This is a genomic window from Paenibacillus sp. J22TS3 (assembly GCF_018403205.1).
GTDB lineage: Bacteria > Bacillota > Bacilli > Paenibacillales > Paenibacillaceae > Fontibacillus > Fontibacillus tuaregi.
This window is the reverse complement of the sequence record NZ_BOSF01000003.1, coordinates 537,494-556,770: the sequence shown is the minus strand read 5'-3', so window position 1 is coordinate 556,770 and position 19,277 is coordinate 537,494. Positions and strand designations below refer to the sequence as shown.

Below are 19,277 nucleotides of genomic sequence, written 5' to 3'. Positions count from 1 at the left end.
TGCTCCTTCAGGGATCTTTTGTGTGCTGGAAAAACATAAAACTGCAAAAAGGCAATTGACAACGAGGCACAGGTGTTATAGCATGGCTTTAATATCCTAATACGTTGATAAGGAATAGTACGCTTTTCTAAGCGCTCAGAGAGCTGTTGGTTGGTGCGAAACAGCCGCGAGGAGAAACCGAACTCACCTTGGAGTTGCCCGCTGAACCCGAGAAGTAGGCGGAGCCGGAGTCCTGACCGTTATCTTCAGGAGGATATGAGGTTATCCGCAAGCCCGGGAACCCGTATCTGTAGAGTGCATGCCTATGGCATGAATTCGGAGTGGTACCGCGTAAGATGTCACAGTCTTTCGTCTCTGTTCATGGAGACGGAAGGCTTTTTTTGCGTTAAGCCTGCCTTGTAATGACCAATGTCAAAAATGATGGAAGGATGGATACCTATGAAAAACGTTGAGAAATACGCCAGAGGATATTTTATGCCACCGGAGGCAAGCTTGAACTGGACCCGCAAGGAATATATCACCGAAGCCCCGACCTGGTGCAGCGTCGACCTGCGTGATGGCAATCAGGCGTTGATCGTTCCGATGAATCTGGAGGAGAAGCTGGAATACTTCAAAATGCTGGTGGAAATCGGGTTCAAGGAGATTGAAGTCGGCTTCCCCGCCGCGTCGGAAACGGAATTCACCTTCCTGCGGACATTGATCGAGCAGAATTTGATCCCGGATGATGTGACGATTCAGGTGCTGACCCAATCGAGGGAGCATATTATCCGCAAAACCTTTGAATCGCTGAAGGGTGCGAAAAAAGCAGTTGTGCATTTGTACAACTCAACTTCTGTAGCCCAGCGGGATCAAGTATTCCGCAAATCGAAAGAGGAGATTATCGACATTGCGGTGAGCGGTGCCAAGCTGCTCAAGGAGTGCGCATCGGACACCGAAGGGAATTTCCAGTTCCAGTACTCGCCGGAGAGCTTTACAGGTACGGAGATTGATTTTGCGTTGGAGATTTGCAACCAGGTGCTCGGCATATGGCAGCCGACGGCGGAGAATCCGGTGATCATCAACCTGCCTGCAACGGTGTCCATGTCGATGCCTCACGTCTATGCCAGCCAGATTGAGTATATGAGTGAACACTTGAATTACCGGGAGCATGTTATTCTATCCCTGCATCCGCATAATGACCGGGGAACGGGCGTGGCGGACGCCGAGCTGGGGATGCTGGCCGGAGCCCAGCGGGTAGAAGGCACCTTGTTCGGAAACGGGGAACGGACGGGGAACGTGGACATTGTCACACTGGCCCTGAACATGTACTCGCATGGGGTAGACCCGAAGCTGAACTTCGAGAACATCCCGGCGATCCTCTCCGTGTATGAACGGCTGACCAAAATGAAAGTGAGCGAAAGACACCCTTATGGTGGCGAGCTTGTATTTACAGCTTTCTCCGGTTCGCACCAGGATGCGATTGCCAAGGGCATGAAGTGGCGCGAAGAGAAGGAGCCGCAGCATTGGTCGGTTCCATATCTGCTGATCGATCCGCTGGATATCGGCAGACAATACGAAGGCGATATTATCCGCATCAACAGCCAGTCAGGCAAGGGTGGAATCGGTTATATCCTGCAGCAAAAGTATGGTCTCGATCTTCCTCAGAAGATGCGCGAGCACTTCGGGTATTGTGTTAAAAACGTATCCGATCACCAGCAGAAAGAGCTGCTTCCGAATGAAATATACGACATTTTCATCAAGGAATATGTAAATATTAATTCGCCTATCGAGTTGGTTAGATACCGGATTAATGACGGAGACAACTTTGAGACGAATGTGGTACTGAAGACGGACGGCGGAGTTCAGGAGATTACAGGCACCGGAGACGGAAGACTGGATTCAGTCAGCAATGCGCTTCAAGCTTATCTCGGACTGCAGTATGGCGATCTGGTCTATACGGAGCACGCTTTGGAGATTGGTTCTAAGTCGCAAGCCGTCTCTTATATCGGAATTACGGCCTCAGACAGCAGTGTATACTGGGGCTGCGGCATTGACGTTGATATCATGACTTCGTCTTTAAAAGCTTTGTTCAGCGCGGTGAATCAAATGAGCCGGAATTCGAACAAGAACAATTAATTACACCTACGTTGTAACCTTTCATCCATCGAAATCGGTGAGGTCATCCCAAAAGGGATGGCCTTTCTATTTCGCGTTCGGGTTAATCCTCCTCCCCTTGTACCGTTCGATTTTCATTAAGCCGCTCTTTGTAAGATTCCCCCCATGCTTTCATGGAGGTTATGACCGGTTCCAAGGTCCTTCCGAAATCAGTAAGGGAGTATTCCACTCTTGGCGGAACCTCTTTAAATACTTCACGATGGATGATGCCATCACGCTCTAGCTCTCTTAATTGCAATGTTAGCATAAACTGCGTAATTCCCGGATTAAGGCGCCGGAATTCATTGAATCTTTTGGTTCCTTCCAAGAGCTGATAGAGAAGGATCCCCTTCCACTTACCCCCAATAACATCCAGCGTTGTTTCGACCGGACATGCTTGCATATCCGGATTTACTCCATATTTGTTTCTTCGGTCGCCCATCAGCTGATCCCCCCAATGGTTTGATTTTTCATACTATACCATAAAAATCTGCGTACTTACTTAAAGTAATTGAATTGATTAAAATGCAACTGTACAACAATACCTGTGTGAGAGGAAGATTACCTATGAATACACACCAAAAGATGAAAGCAGTCGGCGCTTACCGATACCTCCCAATATCCAATCCAGAAAGCCTTATTGATCTTCATCTGGATAAGCCAAACCCTACTGGCCGCGATTTGCTTGTCCGTGTAAAAGCAATCTCTGTCAACCCTGCAGACGTAGGCGTTCGCGAAAAACATAACTACGAAGCCGAATCACCGAAAATTCTTGGTTGGGATGCCGCTGGAATTGTAGAACAAGTTGGTCCAGACTGCCAATTGTTTAAACCTGGGGACAAGATCTTTTATGCGGGGAGTGTATCTCGGCCAGGCAGTAACAGTGAATTTCACTTGGTTGATGAACGAATTGCAGGAAATATGCCAAGCAGCTTGGATTTCGCTGCCGCCGCCGCATTACCTCTTACCTCGATTACTGCATGGGAGGGCCTATTTGATCGTTTAGGAATTAGCTTACACGCTAATGAAAACAAAAACATACTGATTATCGGTGCAGCTGGAGGAGTAGGATCGATCGCTATTCAACTTGCCAAATTAGCAGGATTGACTGTCATTGGTACGGCTTCTCGTTCAGAGTCCATTCAATGGGTCAAAAGCTTAGGTGCTGATTTTATCATAAATCACAATGAGCCTTTTCAACCCCAGCTCAAAGAGGTTGGTATGGATACTGTAGATTATATCTTTTGCTTGAATGATACAGTTCAACATCTTGAAAATATGGCAGAGGTTATTGTTCCACAAGGGAAAATTTGCTCTATCGTACCTACAAACAAGGAGACCTGGGCGGGGAGCTTGAAAATGGACTTGTTGTTTTCTAAAAGTGTAACGTTTGTATGGGAGTTCATGTTTACACGGTCCTTGTATCATACCAAAGATATGATCAAACAACACGAATTGCTGAATGAACTGGCAAACCTCATCGATGATGGAAAAATAAAAACTACACTAACTGAACGACTAGAACCCATCAATGCAGCAAACCTGCGTTTGGCGCATGAGAAGTTGGAAACGGGACAGACCATTGGAAAAATTGTTTTAGAAAACTTTTGATATTATGAAGATGAAGTAGGCGTGTTTGGTTCCCAAAAGGACTGCCTGGCTTCACAGCGAGGCCATCCGAAATGGATGGCCTTTTCTTTGATTAATTTTCTATAATTGAATGTCACATCGATCGAGAATATTCTCTGCTTTTGGAGGGATTTCATATAGACTAGATTATAACGATATCCTAAGGAGTGATAGAAATGGCGCGTGTTTTATTTATTAATGCAGGGTCAGAGGGACATATCAATCCAACGATTGGGGTAGTTCAGGAGCTGATTGCGCGTGGGGAAGAGGTTGTGTACTTCTGCATCGAAGCTTATCGGGAGAAGATTGAGAAGACAGGGGCCACGGTTCGGACGTTTGACGATCAGAAATTTATCAAGGCCTTTATCTCAGGCGGAAGAACATATTTACTCGAAAGAGTTAACGGTCTTCTCCTTACGGCTGATATCGTCATACCTAGCTTGCTTGAACAGATCAAGGACGAGCATTTTGATTACATTATCCATGACTCCATGTTTGGTTGTGGACGTTTGATTGCGGGGATTCTTAAGCTGCCGGCAGTTAATTCGTGCACTTCTTTTGCCCAGACCCAAGTGTCATTCGAGCAAATTGTGGAGCAGTCTTTTACAGGGGCTCCTTCAGAAGCAGTTGAATCCATACAAGATAAATATCAGAATCTTACCGCTATGGTGAAGGAGAACTATGGCATAGAGATTTATTCTCCTTACGAAGTGTTCTGTAATCCAGCCCCACTTAACCTCGTATATACAATAAAGGATTTCCAGCCAGACGGAGCAGCCTTCGACCAGAGTTATAAATTCGTAGGCCCGTCCATCTCCTCACGGTTAACTCAAGACAGCTTCGACTTTTCAGTAATCAAGGGGACCAGCCTCATTTACATCTCACTGGGTACGGTTTTTAATCAAGCCGTGGATTTCTATAAGCTTTGTTTTGAAGCACTTGGGAACACGGAACATACGGTTGTCATGTCGATTGGGAATCATGTCCAAATTTCAGATTTGGGGGAAGTCCCTAACAACTTTATTGTGAAAAACTACGTTCCGCAAACAGGTGTCCTGCAGCATGCTAAATTGTTTGTTACCCATGGCGGGATGAACAGTACCCATGAGGGTCTCTACAACGGGGTACCGCTCATTGTCCTTCCGCAGAGTGCGGACCAGCCGATGATTGCCGGGCAAGTGGCTCGCATTGGAGCGGGCATGACCTTACAAATGCACAGCTTAACTGCAAATGAGCTGCGCGATGCGGTGGATCATGTGTTAAGTCACCCATCTTTCAAGCAGGCCGCCGCAAACATGAGGGAATCTCTGCAGCAATCAGGCGGTTATAAGCAGGCTGTTGATGAGATTTTCGCGTTCAAAAGCCAATATCATATCTAGTTTCATTCCGCAGCTATTGGCCATAGACGTATTTACCTGCAGGCGCTACACTAGGGTAAGCAAGTAGAAATAGGCCTAATAGGAGCATGTACAACGTGACCATAACAGATCATATTCCATCTTGGAAAAAACTTAGTCTTTTTGCCGTTACCTGGCCAATCTTCATCGACTCCGTGCTTCGGATGATGCTGGGTACGGTGGACGTATTTATGTTAAGCCGCATATCCGACAAGACGACGGGGGCGGTAGGGCTGGCCAACGAAATTATTTTCTTCTGCATTCTGATGTTCGGATTTGTCGGAATCGGCACCAGCGTTGCGGTGTCCCAGTATATCGGTGCGGGGCGGGAGAAGGAAGCGAGCCGCATTTCGGCGCTGGCTATTACGATTAACTTGATCTTCGGGATTATTGTCAGCATTGTACTCGTCAGCTTTGGAGAGCCTCTTCTCAGGCTGATGAACCTAAGTCCTGAACAAATCGGAATCGCAAGTCATTATTTAAAAATTATTGGTGGGTTTATCTGGATCGAAGCGCTGTCCTACGCGGTTTCGTCTGTGATCCGGTCAAGTGGGCATACCAAAAGTGTCATGTTTGTGACTCTAGGTGTGAATGTGATCCACATGACAGGGAACTATCTGCTCATCTTCGGGAATTTGGGCTTTCCACAATGGGGCGTTACGGGGGCGGCCATATCAACGGTCGTAAGCCGGTTGCTTGGCATTGTCGTTCTGTTCGTGATCCTGTACCGCCGGATTCCTGCGCCGATTCGCCGTAAGGATTACGTGACCTGGAACGGTTCCTATGTGAAGCAGATTATGAGCGTTGGCCTGCCGGCTGCGGGCGAGCATCTCTCTTGGCAGTCGCAGTACCTCATGATTATGAGCTTTGTTAATATGATTGGCCTCACGGCGCTGAACACCCATGTCTACGTCATGAATGTATCGAACTATTTCATGGCGCTTGCGATGGCGATCGGTGCGGGTACGGAGATCATTGTTGGCCAAATGGTTGGTGCCGGGGAGATGAAGGCGGCATACCAGAGACTGATGAAGAGCGTCAGGATCAGCTTTGTGCTGACGCTGGTCATTGTCGGCACGGCTGCGATATTCCGGCATGAAATGATTGGCATGTTCACGAAGGACCCTGATATTATTGCCGCCGGGGCGGGGATTTTTCTGCTATCTATCGTGCTTGAGCCTGGCCGGACCTTCAACATTGTCATTATCAACTCACTGCGCGCCGCCGGGGATGCGCGTTTTCCTGTCTTGATGGGTGTGCTCTCGATGTGGGGTGTCTCCGTGCCGCTGGCTTATTTCCTGGGCGTTCATTTGGAGATCGGGCTGCTTGGCGTATGGATCGCTTTTGCAGTGGACGAATGGCTGCGCGGGGTCATTATGCTGCTTCGCTGGAGAAGCCGGGCCTGGGAGAAGAAGGCGCTCGTAAAACCGGTGTCTACTGTAGAAACCGCCATTGGGGCATAGGGTTAAAGGTTACACTTCGTAAAAGTTGATTTAAAGAGCACCCTTTCCTGTAAATCAGGCAGGGGTGCTCTTTTAATATTTTATCAGGGCCTTGAATTAATCTATCTCGGATGTTATATTGTGCATATACGATATACACAATTATGAGGAGGCCCTTTATGCTGGCACTAAACATTAAGAATTTAAATAAGAGCTACCCTACTTTTCAGTTGAAGGATGTATCGTTTCAATTGGAACAGGGTTATATTATGGGATTTATCGGTGCCAATGGCGCAGGGAAAACAACCACAATCAAGTCGATGCTGAATATGATTCAACCGGATAGCGGTGAGGTGCATATTTTGGGCAGGAACATTGCCGAGTACGAAACCGAATTGAAGCAGGAAATCGGATACGCACTTGGTGGCTTTGATTTCTACAGCCGAAGCAAGATAAAGAAGCTGACCAGTGTGGTTAAGGGGTTCTATACCAACTGGGATGATGAAACCTATTACAGCTATTTGAGAAGATTCAAACTGGATGAGAATAAGAAAATTACGGAGCTGTCAACGGGAATGAAAGTGAAGTATAACCTGGCTCTTGCCTTGTCTCATGGTTCGAAGCTAATCATCCTGGATGAACCGACAAGCGGGCTGGATCCGATTGCAAGGGATGAATTACTGGATATTTTCCAGAACCTCGTAGTCGATGGCGAGATCAGCATCCTGTTCTCTACGCATATTACGTCTGACTTGGAGAAGTGCGCGGATTTTATTACCTTTATCGATAACGGACAAATTATCAACAGCTGTGAGAAAGAGGAATTTGTTGAGTCATACCGGTTACTAAATGGTGCAGAAAGTCAGTTGAATCAGGTCAAGGAACAGTTGATTTCCTACAAAATAAATTCATTTGGCTTTACAGGGCTAATCCACTCTCAAGACTTTGATCCATCTTCAGATATTAAAGCGGCCACACCGAGCCTTGAGGAAATCATGATTTATTTTGCGAAAAAGGAGAATATCTAATGTATAATTTAGTGCTGAAGGATTTAAAATTAGGGGTAAGTCCTCTATTTTTTTTCATGCCTCTGCTGGGCGCGTTAATGCTTGTGCCTGGGTGGTTATATTTTATTGTCATTCTGTATTTTTGTTGGATAACCGTACCGAATATGTTTGGAGGCTTCAAAGCCCAGAACGATTTGCTCTTTACGGCCATGATGCCTGTAACCAAAAGGGATATTGTAAAAGCACGAGTGACCGTTGTTGTTATTCTGGAATTATTGCACATGGTGGTTGCCATGATTTTTGGCATGATAAGCCTGCGCTTGTATCCGGGTTTTAAATACATCTTTTTCGCGCCACATTTGGGATTCTGGGGACTTTGCTTTGTTATGCTGGGAATCTTTAATCTGATCTTTATACCGATGTATTACAAGACAGCGTATAAATTTGGCGGGGCGATGCTAGCATCTGTTACGGCTGCTATGCTTTTTGCCGGTATTGCGCAGTGGCTGGGGATCCAGAATTCTTACGTATACGACTTGTTTAATGGCGCGGGCGCTGAGAACATGGGACTTCAAGCATCCATCTTGATCGCAGGAGTCGTTATATTTACAATATTTACGATGATAGCTAACCATATTGCGCTTAAACGATTTCTTAAAGTGGAGATATAATGAACATAGCGATTTCGAGCACATCTGAAAAACCGATCTATCAGCAGCTCTTCGAGCAAATTAGTGCTCAGATTCTGAAAGGTGAGTTGGAAAGCGGTTATTGCCTGCCGCCAATCCGGCAAGCAGCCTTGGAGCTGCGTGTGAGCATCATCACCGTGAAGAAGGCCTGGGAGGAACTCGAACGCTGCGGTTTGATTCATACGATAACGGGAAAAGGGTGTTTTGTGGCCGAATTCTCATCAGAGGAGAAGCTGCGCCTGCGCAACGAAATGATTCTGAAGCAAATGGTTAACGACACTTCATACTACAAATCGTTTGGACTTACCTTGGATGAAGTTATTGAGCTGTTAAAAAAGATATATTGAGCCCAGCTGACGGCACCGGATATCTGGGACTCCAAACAAGCCAGCTAACGGGGGGCGGCGCTCCCCTCATATTCCCAAGCAACAACCGTTTTCGGTCTTTGAGCCGGTGGCGGTTGTTTTTTTATGTATAGGAAGCGCCCAGATTGCTTGGCATATGGGTTATTTAGGAATTTACGTTACTATGGCTTCGTTATGTTATTATGAAAGCTAGCAAATACATAAAAGAACCCAAGGGAGAGCATCTATACATGTCCAGTTTGCCAAATTGTCCAAAGTGTAATTCCGTTTATACCTATGAAGATGGAAATCAATTGATCTGTCCCGAATGTGCCCATGAGTGGAGACCGGACTTAGAAGAAGCTGAATATAGGGAGGAGAAACAGATTGTTAAAGATGCAAATGGAAATATTCTAAACGACGGTGATTCTGTAACCGTGGTAAAAGATCTCAAAGTTAAAGGAAGTTCCTCCGTCTTGAAAATCGGAACAAAAGTAAAAAATATAAGATTGGTTGAGGGAGATCATAACATTGATTGTAAAATTGATGGCTTTGGAGCCATGCAATTGAAATCGGAATATGTTAAGAAGGCATAAAGCTGGGGGCTTGATAAGTCTGAATTAAGGACTTTTTGAGCCCTTTTTTTATTTAAGAGTCTGGCGAACGGAATAGCAAAGAGCCGGTTCTCCAAACGGCGCACTTCATAAAACATCTGGCTAATTAAAAAATCTACTTGTACCTTACGTAACGTCATCTTTTATACTAAAGCTACCGGTAAACAGTTAGCGCTAACGAAGGAGTTCCTTATGAAACAACACTGGAAGGTGGGTGACCTTTCCAAATTGACAGGGCTCACCGTGCGGACTTTGCGATTCTACGATCAGATCGGCCTGTTCTCCCCATCCGGGCAGACGGAGGGCGGTCACAGGCTGTACAATGAATCCGATTTGTCGCGCCTGCAGCAGATATTATCGCTGAAGGAGCTGGGCTTAACCCTTGATGAGATTAAGTCTGTTCTGAATGGCGATCAGATCAGCCCGCTTGAGATCGTCAACCTGCAGATCGCCCGAATTAAGGAACAAATCCATCAGCAGCAAAAGCTCCTGGAACAACTTCAGTATGTATCCAAGTCGATGCAGGGACAAGATCAACTCACCGCTCAAGACTTCACTGAGCTCCTACAGGCGATGAGGAGGAGTCATGACAAGCTGGTTCTTGAGCGCCAGATGAGCTGGGAACGTCATCTGGGCGCACTGGGAGAATTTCTGATCAAGGCACAGGAAGAGTTGGAATTTAAGGAGGACGAAACGTGACTGAACGATTTGTTAAACACGCCACATTTGTAGTGGAGCGCACCTACGAGGCATCGCCTGCAGCAGTATACCAAGCCTGGGCCGATCCGGCTGCCAAAGCCAAGTGGTTCTCCAAGCCCGATATTCTTGACTTCCGGGTTGGAGGACGCGAATACAGCCGCGGGGGTCCACCTGAGGGACCGGTCTTTACCTTTGACGCTTGCTACCAGGAGATTGTGCCGGAGCAGCGCATCGTCTATAGCTATACCTTGGATTCGGATGAGACGCGAATCTCCGCTTCCCTTACAACCATTGAGCTAATCCCGGTCCAGAGCGGCACGAAGCTGGTTTTCACCGAGCAGGGGGCGTTCTTCGACGGGCACGATACGCCGGAAATACGCGAGCAGGGCACGAACGAGATGCTTGATGCATTAGGCAAAACACTCTAAGGGAGGTATCTTTAAATGGCGGCTATCATAGGTAACAATGAGCTCATCTCTACACGCGAGTTTGATTATCCACGTGAGCGGGTCTTTGAAGCCTGGACGGACCCTGACCAGCTGGCTCGTTGGTGGGGGCCGAACGGCTTCAGCAATACATTTCACGAGTTCGACTTGAGGCCGGGCGGCACGTGGCGACTTACGATGCACGGGCCTGATGGGACAGACTATGCGAACCATAATAGGTTTGAGGAGATCGTGCCGTCCGAGCGTATCGTGATCCGGCATTTACCCGGTCATGAATTTCAGCTGACGGCCATCTTCGAGGAGCTGGACAATGGCCGGACAAGAATGACGTTCCGTCAGCTATTTATGGACGCTGCCGATTTCGAGCAATCGAAGAAGATGTGCGCCGAAGCCAATGAGCAGAACCTTGACCGGCTGAACGCCGTGCTGGTGAATGAAGGATAACTCCATAGCACATAAATGAAAAGTAGAAACCCGGCACATGTGCCGGGTTTAGCTATAAGGCGGGGCGGGCAGTAGATCGGTATGTTAACCGCGTTGCTGCTGTCTTTTTGCGACAGGAAAGATAAAAATATTATACTTTTACCATTTACAAACCGATGGTCGGTATTTATAATGAAGCCATAGAATTTAATTCCAGCGAGCGAGGGGTGAAGAGGTTGAAACAAGAGGAGCGCAGGCAGCAGACGATTAGACGGCTGATGGATACAACCAAGGATTTAATAAAGGAAATGGGCTGCCATTCTATCCGGATGCAGGACATCGTGGACAGGTCCGGGCTGTCCAAGGGGGCAATTTTTCACTATGTTAAGAGTAAAAATGAGATTTTCGTTTGGGTGCTGCAGGAGCGCCTTGAAGAAACCAACGATAGCTTTATGAATGAGATTGATCAAGGACGCCGGACTTTCGACGCTCCGATGCAGAAGATTAAAGAGAGCATCATGGCTTACGAGAATCCGGATGACGTAACGAATCAAGTTCTGCTGTACCTGCTTGGCAAAGAAGAAGATCCTATGGTTGCGGAAGCACTCAAGCAGTATTATGAGCGGTCTGTATATTTGTCCAGGATGTGGATTGAATCGGGGCAGAAGCATGGAGTAATCCCTGAAACAGTCCAAGCGGAGAGAACGGCGGATATGTTCACGCTGATGACCCTTGGATTAAGAATCCGCTCAAGCATTCCGCAGGCCCGGGCCATTTTTAAAGCTCAGGATTTATCGGAGTTTATAAGCGGTATCCTGAATCAAGGCAGTGCAGGGAGAGGTGAAGGAATATGAATGTGTGGCTAACCTTGCACCTGATTGGGGTGTTATTGATGGCTGGAAATATCATTACCGCGGCATTCTGGAAAACCCGCGCTGATCTGACGGGGGAACCGCTGGTTATCCACTATGCGGCCAAGAATGTCATGATGGCTGATTATGCTTTTACCATTCCGGGTCTCGTGCTGATCATTGCCTCTGGCAGTGTAATGGCGGGTGAATCAGGTGTCTCTCTCATCGGAATCAACTGGCTTACCGTGTCCTTGATTTTACTCGCGGTGACCGGATTCATCTGGCTGGCCATTCTCATCCCGCTGCAGCGTAAAATGATCCGAATTAGTGCTGATTGTGTAGAGAAGGGCACGATTTCTCCAGTATACCGCCGTGCTTCCCGAAGCTGGGCTATTTACGGCACCGCCGCTACTTTACTGCCCATCGTGATCCTTTATTTGATGGTGATGAAGGGTTTCTAGATGGTGCATGCTCTCTAAAATCAAATCATAACGGAGGAGGTAACAAGACGAATGGAACCGTTAATTGTTCTTATCGGGATTACAGCAGCCCTTCTCATTGCGGGTGCTGCGGGGGTAAAACGTCTGAGGCCTTGGCCTGTGGCGCTTCGGGGCGGTGTAGCTGCCATGTTCATGTTGACGGGCACGGTTCATTTTGTGTGGATGCGCGAAGAGCTCATCAGCATGGTGCCGCCTTACCTGCCCTATCCCGGATTCCTTGTGACGCTTACCGGAGTGCTGGAGCTGGCGGGGGCTTTAGGTGTGCTGTGGCGGCCGACGGTGCCTTGGGCAGCCGGAGGACTCTCACTTCTGCTGATCATCATGTTCCCTGCAAATGTTCACTACGCCCTCTCCGGCCTCGCGGTGAAACCAGAAAGTGCTCTATTTCCCCGCACCCTGATGCAGATCGTCTTCTTGTCCGCGAGCCTAGCCATCCTAATCTACTACCTTCGTCATCGGCCTATGCGCCGGAATTCCAATGGGGTAGACACAAATACAGTGCGCCCGTAACCAGGGCTATCCCAATAATTTTCCCACCAGCCAAGGTTTGATCAAGGGGAGAACCGCTTCGGGCTGCATGGCCTTCGTGTGGTCCATTTCTCCCTTTAGAATTCTAATATCCCAGCCAAAGTGCTTTAATGCTTCCTTGTGCTTGTTCAATAACCCTGCGATGTCTACGGTGACCTTCCCGAAGTTCTCTCCATACACAATCGTATCCTTCTCCCCAGCGAACGCAAGCTTAGGGAAGACCAGCTTGTCCTGGACGAGGGTATCATCGAAGTCCATTAAGCTCTGATACAGGGTCAGGAATTGCTTAGTCTGATTGGGGTCCATTTGTACCTGCACGTTATTCCAATCCACTTCTTCGGTGTTAATACCAGTTACTTCTGGCTGGGACCCATTATAGATCTGACTTAATGCTTGCTTATGAGATTTGGTGGTTACGGTCAGCATTTCCTGATACGGTCCACGGTAGGGAGGGAACCCTCCCATAATTAGACTGTCCAGCCGGTTCGTACGGATAGCGAGCTGCAGGCCTGCTAGCGCCAACCAGGAGTAGCCGTAATAGCTGAATGTGTTAACGTTCATCGCATCTGCGATGTGTAAGAAATCCGATGCAACGTTCCCGGCGGTAAGCTGATCCGGCTTAGGGTGTTCGAACAGGTACCCCTCATAATCAAAAAACAAAACCTGAAATGTACTGGATAGTCCTTCGACAAAGTGTTTTCCCAGCTCAGGATCTACCCCCCACAATTTCAAATTCTCCGCTTCTTGGCCGAAAACAGACTTTTTGGCTATGGGCAGCATGATGACCTTGCCACCCGAATTTCCGGTTAAGCCAACCTCCAGGCTGGACCCGTCATTCAAAGTTACATTCTTCGTCACAGTCACTATTTATCACTCCTAAATTGTTATATTTCAAGCGTACAACATTCATGCAATATTCCGGTTTTTCGCAGGGGGAGCATCGGTGATACGATAGATTTGAGGTTTTTATATTAACGCAGCACTTTAAGGTTTCACTTTAATCATGGGATGTGGGAATATTGCCAGATACATACACACCTGCGCAAATTGCGAGACAATTGAACGTAAGCACTACCACGTTAAGACGATATGAGGAGCAGGGATTACTCCCTGATGTGACAAGATCGGAAGGCAACCATAGGCTTTATACTCCGGTGCATCTACAGGCTTTTATCACCATCCGGTCGTTATTAATGGGATACGAGATACCTGTGGTTTATGAGGTCATGAGGCGAATCAAGGAGGCGGATGTTTCCGGTGCACTCTGGCTCGTAAACCACCAGCTGTATCTGATCCAGAAAGAGAAAGAGCGGGTTGAGGAAATATTGAGCATGGTCAGAAATGCCGATTTCGGCCAATACCGCAATATAAAATTATCTAATTCGATGACTATCGGGAGGGTCGCTGAAATTGCCGGAGTGAACACATCTGCCATCCGGCATTGGGAGAGGGAGGGGCTTATTCATTCGGTACGGGACAAGCAGAATGGATACAGGACGTTTACGGTAACCGAGCTGCGGAAGGTTCTGGTGATTAGCAGTCTGCGGAAATCAATTTATTACATTGAAAGTTTGAAAGACCTTCTGCACGACTTGGAAACCCAGTCTTTTTCGAAAATAGACCAGTCCTTTCAGTATGCCATCCAGAGACTAAACGGCAGATTAGAGGAACAATTCAAGGGCATCGCGGAGCTGATGAAATATATTGAATTGCATCGAGAGGCGTACGTGGAATGAAACGACCCTTGTATATAGCGGGTATCTATATACGCTTGTAACAAAATGTATATTAATTGTATAGATGAAGTTGTTAGACTGATAAGATTAGTGCTGAGGGTTGTACTCATGCGCCATTTGATTTAATAGTGGAGGTCGAAAAGCTCAATTATGAACATGCAACCAGTTACGGACGAATTGGTCGTCAAAGCGATGGAGCGGAATCTGGCAATGATCCGTTTTGGCATTGACCGGAAGGTAGCCTATGTTAACGAGGTATTTGCCCGGACGATGGGATATTCCCCAGAGGATTTACTGAACATGAATCATCGGGATTTATGTTTTGATTCTTTTGTCAGCTCACCTGAGTATGAGCAGTTCTGGGAAGCCCTGTTGTCGGGACACAGCTTTCAGGATAAGGTTGAACGGAGAAATTCCCGTGGTGGGCGGGTGTGGCTTGAAGCCACTTACATGCCGGTATATGATGAGCAGGAATCCGAGGTTATCGGAGTTTCCAAAATTGCGGTTGATATTACCGGACGACATTTCAGTCTGACTGAAGTGGTAAAAGAACTGGAGACAACTTCCCGGTCCTTAACCCAGCGGGCAGAGCTGGGAATTAACCGGAGTCAGGAGCTGCTGACAAGTGTGGATCGGATTGCAGAGATTTCGGAGAGTAATACACTCACCCTTAAGGATCTGCAGGCCCAGACGAAGTCGATTCAGGGAATTGTACAGACCATCCGCGATATTGCATCACAGACCCAACTGCTCGCCTTGAATGCTGCCATTGAGGCAGCCCATGCGGGTCCGCATGGTGAAGGGTTTAACATAGTAGCTGCTGAGGTGCGCAAGCTGTCTAATGAAGTATCGGAATCAATCGGCAAAGTTCAGGGGACTATTAGCGGCATTACGAAGGAAATATCCGAGATTTCAGACGGTATTGTCCGTATTCAAGATTCCATCATGGAAGGCCAGCAGCAAATTCGTATAACTATGGAAGACTTCAGCAGCATCGGTCAATTTGCTCAGAAGCTGGATGATCAGGCACAAACCGTTACTGAAACGATTTAATTTTGCGCCCCGGATTAGGGGCTTTTTTTAGCTTCAAAGCCACCCTGGAGGTGGCCTTAAATTTGCTGTTTTGAACTGTATGATAGGAGATCGGGGGAGTGATTCTAGATTACAAATAGATCCTCTGGGCCTTCTCGTCGAAGAATTCAATGATATCTGGATACCCGGTAATATCGATATGGTTCTGTCTCAGGATCTTCTGAATGAAGATGGTATCCGCAAAAATTTTATTGAGGATGATTCTGCACCGGGATGGGGTGCTTTTGAAGTAATCAACCAAATCGTGAATCTCATCAAACTTAAAATAAAGAATATAGGTAACATAATTCTGCAGCAGGGTACTAAAGATGTGATCACGGTAAGGGTTAGAGTGAGGACTAGCGAGGAACTCTCCCATAATGCCGAATAATGCGGTTTTCTTCTCCGAATACATTTGGATCAAATCATCGACGTTATTAATCAGCCGCAGCATATCTTCTAGACCTTCTTCTGGAGGCATTACCAGTCTTACTGACTTGCCTTCGATTGTCCTTAACAGATCCATCGTGAGATTGCCGCAGTTCTGTATCTCATGTGGGGCTATACATAATTCACTTCTATATTTGTCATGATTCTGGCTGTAGTAATTGTGAAATGTAGTAAAGTAATGTTCGATATTTATGCCGGTTTTGGTATGAACCAATTCCTGCCCGCGAAATGAAAAAGAGTAGAGGGTCTCTTCATTAACCGGGTGGGCGTACAGATAGAAAAAGAAGAAAAAGTCTCTGAGCTGATGTTTCTGTTCCTCGCCCAGTCTGGTGGTGTCCGTCAATTGGGCTAACTGAAAGAAACAATAATGTTTCATAAAGTCATTCATGGCATTGTACGCATTGATCTTAACAACCGACGTTGTCGAGTTGATGGTAAATAACAGATAATATAATATCAGCTCATCGTATACATCCAGATGTTCAAAAACCTCCGACAGCACTGGCTTCCAGTCCGGATTTGGAGTGTAATTGGGATCCCTCGGCTGCAATTCATCTGCCCACTCTACGAACCATTCATTCTCATGCCCCACCAATAATAACTCTGCACCGCCTTCCTCTAGAGGGGCGTATTCGAAGCTGTCCGTTTGCATGGATGGCAGTCCTCTGTTGAATTTTTGATTCAGATATTCATTAAAAAGGAATTGAAAGTTCATCGGTTATATACCCTCTCGGATCGTTTATAATTCAAATCGACTGACGCACTGCTGGAAGAACTCTAATTTCCATCTAAAAAGTCTTCGACATAAGGTGAAGCATTCCTTCTAGTTCATGGGTAGGGAATGGCCCACTGATATTTAGTTCAAGCATTTCGGAGACAACAGCGGTTGTAAGAACACTCGGCATCGCAGCGTCCGAATATGCCAGCGAAGTCAATAGTCGTAATACTTCCACCCTGTTCGCACGGCCCCGAGGTATGTGATGATGGACACATCAGAAGTTCAAGTCACCCGACTTCGAACGTTCTAACCAACCTTCAGGCTATTGCGGTCCTTCCTTCTATTTCAATTTGGTGAATTAGGGCCGCGGCTTTCCTGAAGGATGTCTACAAGAGAGGAGGCATCCAGGCTATAATATTCCTTCCTTCTACACTCACTTCCAATGAAATTAGGGATATTGCTTTCCTGGAGTCTTTTATGATAATCAATACCATCTATTTGCGAAGAGCGAACAAAATTATTGTGAACCGGGAACAAGGTGCAGAGCGAATCCCGAAGACTTATTTGGCTGCAGCCTTGAAAAATATCGAACACCTGGGATATACGTTCTCCATGCCATTGCTAAGCGCAGTGCGAACCTTGCCCAGAGAGCAGTTCAAAGCGTTGTATCATCAGCTGGTTGCCGATCTTAAGGTGCTTGTAGGCGCCCATGTGGAATACAGACCGATGTATCAGGACTTCCCGCTGCAGGTGATGCAGGAAGACGATGCGGATCTGTATCTGAACGCAATTTATCACTATCTTACCCTGGAGCTGCCGGAGTCGAAGATGGCGGACAGACCTCCGCTGCTGGACACGGCAAGCCTTAAGGTGATCGATCTTGGAAATAAAGCGGAATTCAATATGATGATCCGCCAGCTCATTGAGGCCAAGGGTTCCATTTCCGAGACAGACAAACAAAATATCGATACTGCCATTGAGCTTGCGGATTTAGAAGAACTGGATGAGATTCTCCCTTCCGAAATTCCGTTCAAGGAGAATGTGGGATTCGTTGCAGGTTCTCTGTTGAAGCACGACAAGGCAAATGTGAAGCTGATCGGCCGGTACATCAAGACGGCAACCGATGTTCTCCGGCTGGCTGTGGCTTGGTCGCAGGGCGATGTGAGCCTGGCCGAGGCCACACGTTTCCGCAAGTTCAAACGCTCCGAGAGACGGCTGCTGCTTGGATTACTGGAGCAGTGCGGACAGATTACGGAGGATATGCTCCGCTATAAAGAGCGCTGGATTCGCCTAGGTGAAATTCTGCATCCTTCGGAATACAGGCACCGGTATAAGCGGACTGAGGAAGCCTTTGATATTTTACGGAACAACAAGCCCTTTACCACGTTTAACGGAAGCGTTGAACTGGCCTTTCAGTATCATAATGTCTGGGTTCTGATGGATTTATTGATGCAGCGCCCAGGTGAATTCGCAAGAAGATTGGATCATCTGCTGCGGGTTGCCGAAGACCCCGAGTATGTGGTGCTGGCTTTTGGTGAAGTCGCAGATCAAGTATCCACACCTGTCCTATTGCAGGTGAAGAACCATTTTGCCCGTCGTAATGTGCCTCAGGAGCTTAGAGTTTTTTTCCAAAAAGGGAATGTGGCCAAGGCATTTGCGATCCCAAATACGCTTCCGGCGATCAGCCAGGCGGCGTGCCAAGACATCATAGAACTATGCGAAAAGACGCTTATACAGCGGTTCTCCGCATTGCCCCCGCTGGGGAAGACCTATATTGACGGACGCTTGAAGTCCTACCATGTTCCGTTCTCTCAAAGATCGGCCAGCAAAGCTTTGCATACCATTGTCCGGGGAAGCCGCGTGTCTATGATGGAGGGGGACACTCTCCGTTTCTTCAGCTGGTGGAAAGAGGGGACGGTGGACGGTAAGCCGACGGGCCGCGTGGACATTGACCTGTCCGCTGTTATGTATGATCGCAACTGGCAGTATGTGGAGCATATTTCTTATACCAATCTGCGCTCTTCCAAGTACCGGGCCGTGCACAGCGGAGATATTGTGTCAGCGCCTCAGGGGGCGTGCGAATTCATTGATCTGCACATTCCTTCCATCGTTGATTATGGCGGACGTTATATTGTGGCAACCCTTCACTCGTTCACAACCCAGCCTTACTGCGATTTGCCGGAGTGCTTTGTGGGCTGGATGATGCGGAAGAAACCGGCTTCGGGGGAAATCTTCGAGCCTAGGACGGTTGCCAATAAAATCGATGTCACTGCCGATACACAGATCGCCATCCCAGTGATCCTGGATCTTGTAGAGCGCACCGTGATTTGGACCGATCTATCTCTGACAAGACATCCTTACTACTATAACAATGTGGAAGGGAACCAGAAAGGGATGGTCCTGATGGGCAAAGCGATGACAGCCCTTCGGAAGCCGGACCTGTACGATCTATTCATGCTCCATGCGCAGGCAAGAGGAGAGTTGGTAGATGCCAGGGACCAGGCAGGATCGGTATTCTCGGTGGATAAGGGGGTTACTCCATTTGATATCGAGCTAATTATGAGCGAATATCTTGTATAAGTGCTAGAAAAGTGGCCAGT

20 protein-coding genes and 1 other annotated feature are annotated in these 19,277 nt (G+C 47.3%); of the genes, 17 read left to right on the top strand and 3 right to left on the bottom strand.

The window, feature by feature from the left end:
- Nucleotides 1-95: 95 nt before the first annotated feature.
- Nucleotides 96-359, top strand: a binding site (T-box leader).
- Nucleotides 360-438: 79 nt separating this feature from the next.
- A complete protein-coding gene (leuA, locus tag KJS63_RS12240) occupies nt 439-2,115 on the top strand; it encodes a 2-isopropylmalate synthase (RefSeq protein ID WP_213619384.1) in 1,677 nt (558 codons plus the stop codon).
- 82 nt (nt 2,116-2,197) lie between these two features.
- Here leuA and KJS63_RS12235 read toward each other — a convergent pair whose 3' ends face one another.
- On the bottom strand, nt 2,198-2,575 hold the full coding sequence (locus KJS63_RS12235; RefSeq protein ID WP_213619383.1) for a winged helix-turn-helix transcriptional regulator: 378 nt from the start codon (nt 2,573-2,575) through the stop codon (nt 2,198-2,200).
- Nucleotides 2,576-2,700: 125 nt separating this feature from the next.
- Between KJS63_RS12235 and KJS63_RS12230 the strand changes: the two genes are divergently transcribed.
- The 13 genes from KJS63_RS12230 (at nt 2,701) to KJS63_RS12170 (ending at nt 12,684) form a co-directional block, all read left to right on the top strand.
- Nucleotides 2,701-3,744 (top strand): zinc-binding alcohol dehydrogenase family protein, encoded by a 1,044-nt coding sequence (locus KJS63_RS12230; RefSeq protein ID WP_213619382.1) that lies wholly within the window; start codon nt 2,701-2,703, stop codon nt 3,742-3,744.
- A 194-nt stretch (nt 3,745-3,938) separates the two neighbouring features.
- Nucleotides 3,939-5,141 carry a macrolide family glycosyltransferase gene (locus KJS63_RS12225; protein WP_213619381.1) on the top strand — a complete coding sequence of 401 codons (1,203 nt, stop codon included), beginning with the start codon at nt 3,939-3,941 and terminating at the stop codon, nt 5,139-5,141.
- Nucleotides 5,142-5,236: 95 nt separating this feature from the next.
- Nucleotides 5,237-6,622 (top strand): MATE family efflux transporter, encoded by a 1,386-nt coding sequence (locus KJS63_RS12220; protein ID WP_213619380.1) that lies wholly within the window; start codon nt 5,237-5,239, stop codon nt 6,620-6,622.
- Nucleotides 6,623-6,780: 158 nt separating this feature from the next.
- Nucleotides 6,781-7,629, top strand: coding sequence for an ABC transporter ATP-binding protein (locus tag KJS63_RS12215; RefSeq protein ID WP_213619379.1), 849 nt, complete (start codon nt 6,781-6,783; stop codon nt 7,627-7,629).
- Nucleotides 7,629-8,279, top strand: a complete 651-nt coding sequence (locus KJS63_RS12210) for an ABC-2 transporter permease (RefSeq protein ID WP_213619378.1) — start codon at nt 7,629-7,631, stop codon at nt 8,277-8,279. The genes KJS63_RS12215 and KJS63_RS12210 overlap by 1 nt, the downstream gene beginning before the upstream one ends.
- Nucleotides 8,279-8,644 (top strand): GntR family transcriptional regulator, encoded by a 366-nt coding sequence (locus tag KJS63_RS12205; protein WP_213619377.1) that lies wholly within the window; start codon nt 8,279-8,281, stop codon nt 8,642-8,644. Before KJS63_RS12210 ends, KJS63_RS12205 begins: the two co-directional genes overlap by 1 nt.
- Before the next feature lie 248 nt (nt 8,645-8,892).
- Nucleotides 8,893-9,237: a zinc ribbon domain-containing protein YjdM gene (locus KJS63_RS12200; RefSeq protein ID WP_213619376.1), complete on the top strand. Its 345-nt coding sequence runs from the start codon at nt 8,893-8,895 to the stop codon at nt 9,235-9,237.
- 210 nt (nt 9,238-9,447) lie between these two features.
- Nucleotides 9,448-9,954, top strand: a complete 507-nt coding sequence (locus tag KJS63_RS12195) for a MerR family transcriptional regulator (RefSeq protein WP_213619375.1) — start codon at nt 9,448-9,450, stop codon at nt 9,952-9,954.
- Nucleotides 9,951-10,382, top strand: coding sequence for an SRPBCC family protein (locus KJS63_RS12190; protein WP_213619374.1), 432 nt, complete (start codon nt 9,951-9,953; stop codon nt 10,380-10,382). The genes KJS63_RS12195 and KJS63_RS12190 overlap by 4 nt, the downstream gene beginning before the upstream one ends.
- A 15-nt stretch (nt 10,383-10,397) precedes the next feature.
- Nucleotides 10,398-10,844, top strand: coding sequence for an SRPBCC family protein (locus KJS63_RS12185; RefSeq protein WP_213619373.1), 447 nt, complete (start codon nt 10,398-10,400; stop codon nt 10,842-10,844).
- Nucleotides 10,845-11,059: 215 nt separating this feature from the next.
- The gene (locus KJS63_RS12180; protein ID WP_213619372.1) at nt 11,060-11,677 is read left to right on the top strand and encodes a TetR/AcrR family transcriptional regulator; all 618 of its coding nucleotides are present in this window, start codon (nt 11,060-11,062) and stop codon (nt 11,675-11,677) included.
- A complete protein-coding gene (locus KJS63_RS12175; RefSeq protein ID WP_213619371.1) occupies nt 11,674-12,135 on the top strand; it encodes a DUF2269 family protein in 462 nt (153 codons plus the stop codon). The genes KJS63_RS12180 and KJS63_RS12175 overlap by 4 nt, the downstream gene beginning before the upstream one ends.
- Before the next feature lie 51 nt (nt 12,136-12,186).
- A complete protein-coding gene (locus KJS63_RS12170) occupies nt 12,187-12,684 on the top strand; it encodes a DoxX family protein (RefSeq protein WP_213619370.1) in 498 nt (165 codons plus the stop codon).
- A gap of 6 nt (nt 12,685-12,690) precedes the next feature.
- Here KJS63_RS12170 and KJS63_RS12165 read toward each other — a convergent pair whose 3' ends face one another.
- A complete protein-coding gene (locus tag KJS63_RS12165) occupies nt 12,691-13,560 on the bottom strand; it encodes an alpha/beta fold hydrolase (protein ID WP_213619591.1) in 870 nt (289 codons plus the stop codon).
- Nucleotides 13,561-13,721: 161 nt separating this feature from the next.
- Here KJS63_RS12165 and KJS63_RS12160 point away from each other — a divergent pair, with 161 nt between their 5' ends.
- Both KJS63_RS12160 and KJS63_RS12155 read left to right on the top strand, forming a co-directional pair.
- Entirely contained in the window at nt 13,722-14,438 is a 717-nt protein-coding gene (locus tag KJS63_RS12160) for a MerR family DNA-binding transcriptional regulator (protein ID WP_213619369.1), read from the top strand.
- A 150-nt stretch (nt 14,439-14,588) separates the two neighbouring features.
- Nucleotides 14,589-15,491 (top strand): methyl-accepting chemotaxis protein, encoded by a 903-nt coding sequence (locus tag KJS63_RS12155; protein ID WP_213619368.1) that lies wholly within the window; start codon nt 14,589-14,591, stop codon nt 15,489-15,491.
- Between the two features lie 109 nt (nt 15,492-15,600).
- Here the strand turns inward: KJS63_RS12155 and KJS63_RS12150 are convergent, their stop codons facing one another.
- Nucleotides 15,601-16,674, bottom strand: coding sequence for a hypothetical protein (locus KJS63_RS12150; protein ID WP_213619367.1), 1,074 nt, complete (start codon nt 16,672-16,674; stop codon nt 15,601-15,603).
- Nucleotides 16,675-17,154: 480 nt separating this feature from the next.
- Between KJS63_RS12150 and KJS63_RS12145 the strand changes: the two genes are divergently transcribed.
- Nucleotides 17,155-19,257 carry a TerD family protein gene (locus KJS63_RS12145; protein WP_213619366.1) on the top strand — a complete coding sequence of 701 codons (2,103 nt, stop codon included), beginning with the start codon at nt 17,155-17,157 and terminating at the stop codon, nt 19,255-19,257.
- Nucleotides 19,258-19,277 lie beyond the last annotated feature (20 nt).

What these genes read in the sequence shown, in the direction of transcription:
- KJS63_RS12145 (WP_213619366.1), top strand. Translation starts at nt 17,155, where the DNA reads ATGATAATCAATACCATCTATTTGCGAAGAGCGAACAAAATTATTGTG.
- KJS63_RS12200 (WP_213619376.1), top strand. Translation starts at nt 8,893, where the DNA reads ATGTCCAGTTTGCCAAATTGTCCAAAGTGTAATTCCGTTTATACCTAT.
- leuA (WP_213619384.1), top strand. Translation starts at nt 439, where the DNA reads ATGAAAAACGTTGAGAAATACGCCAGAGGATATTTTATGCCACCGGAG.
- KJS63_RS12185 (WP_213619373.1), top strand. Translation starts at nt 10,398, where the DNA reads ATGGCGGCTATCATAGGTAACAATGAGCTCATCTCTACACGCGAGTTT.
- KJS63_RS12170 (WP_213619370.1), top strand. Translation starts at nt 12,187, where the DNA reads ATGGAACCGTTAATTGTTCTTATCGGGATTACAGCAGCCCTTCTCATT.
- KJS63_RS12195 (WP_213619375.1), top strand. Translation starts at nt 9,448, where the DNA reads ATGAAACAACACTGGAAGGTGGGTGACCTTTCCAAATTGACAGGGCTC.
- KJS63_RS12235 (WP_213619383.1), bottom strand. Translation starts at nt 2,575, where the DNA reads ATGGGCGACCGAAGAAACAAATATGGAGTAAATCCGGATATGCAAGCA.
- KJS63_RS12205 (WP_213619377.1), top strand. Translation starts at nt 8,279, where the DNA reads ATGAACATAGCGATTTCGAGCACATCTGAAAAACCGATCTATCAGCAG.
- KJS63_RS12230 (WP_213619382.1), top strand. Translation starts at nt 2,701, where the DNA reads ATGAATACACACCAAAAGATGAAAGCAGTCGGCGCTTACCGATACCTC.
- KJS63_RS12150 (WP_213619367.1), bottom strand. Translation starts at nt 16,674, where the DNA reads ATGAACTTTCAATTCCTTTTTAATGAATATCTGAATCAAAAATTCAAC.
- KJS63_RS12155 (WP_213619368.1), top strand. Translation starts at nt 14,589, where the DNA reads ATGAACATGCAACCAGTTACGGACGAATTGGTCGTCAAAGCGATGGAG.
- KJS63_RS12215 (WP_213619379.1), top strand. Translation starts at nt 6,781, where the DNA reads ATGCTGGCACTAAACATTAAGAATTTAAATAAGAGCTACCCTACTTTT.
- KJS63_RS12225 (WP_213619381.1), top strand. Translation starts at nt 3,939, where the DNA reads ATGGCGCGTGTTTTATTTATTAATGCAGGGTCAGAGGGACATATCAAT.
- KJS63_RS12210 (WP_213619378.1), top strand. Translation starts at nt 7,629, where the DNA reads ATGTATAATTTAGTGCTGAAGGATTTAAAATTAGGGGTAAGTCCTCTA.
- KJS63_RS12175 (WP_213619371.1), top strand. Translation starts at nt 11,674, where the DNA reads ATGAATGTGTGGCTAACCTTGCACCTGATTGGGGTGTTATTGATGGCT.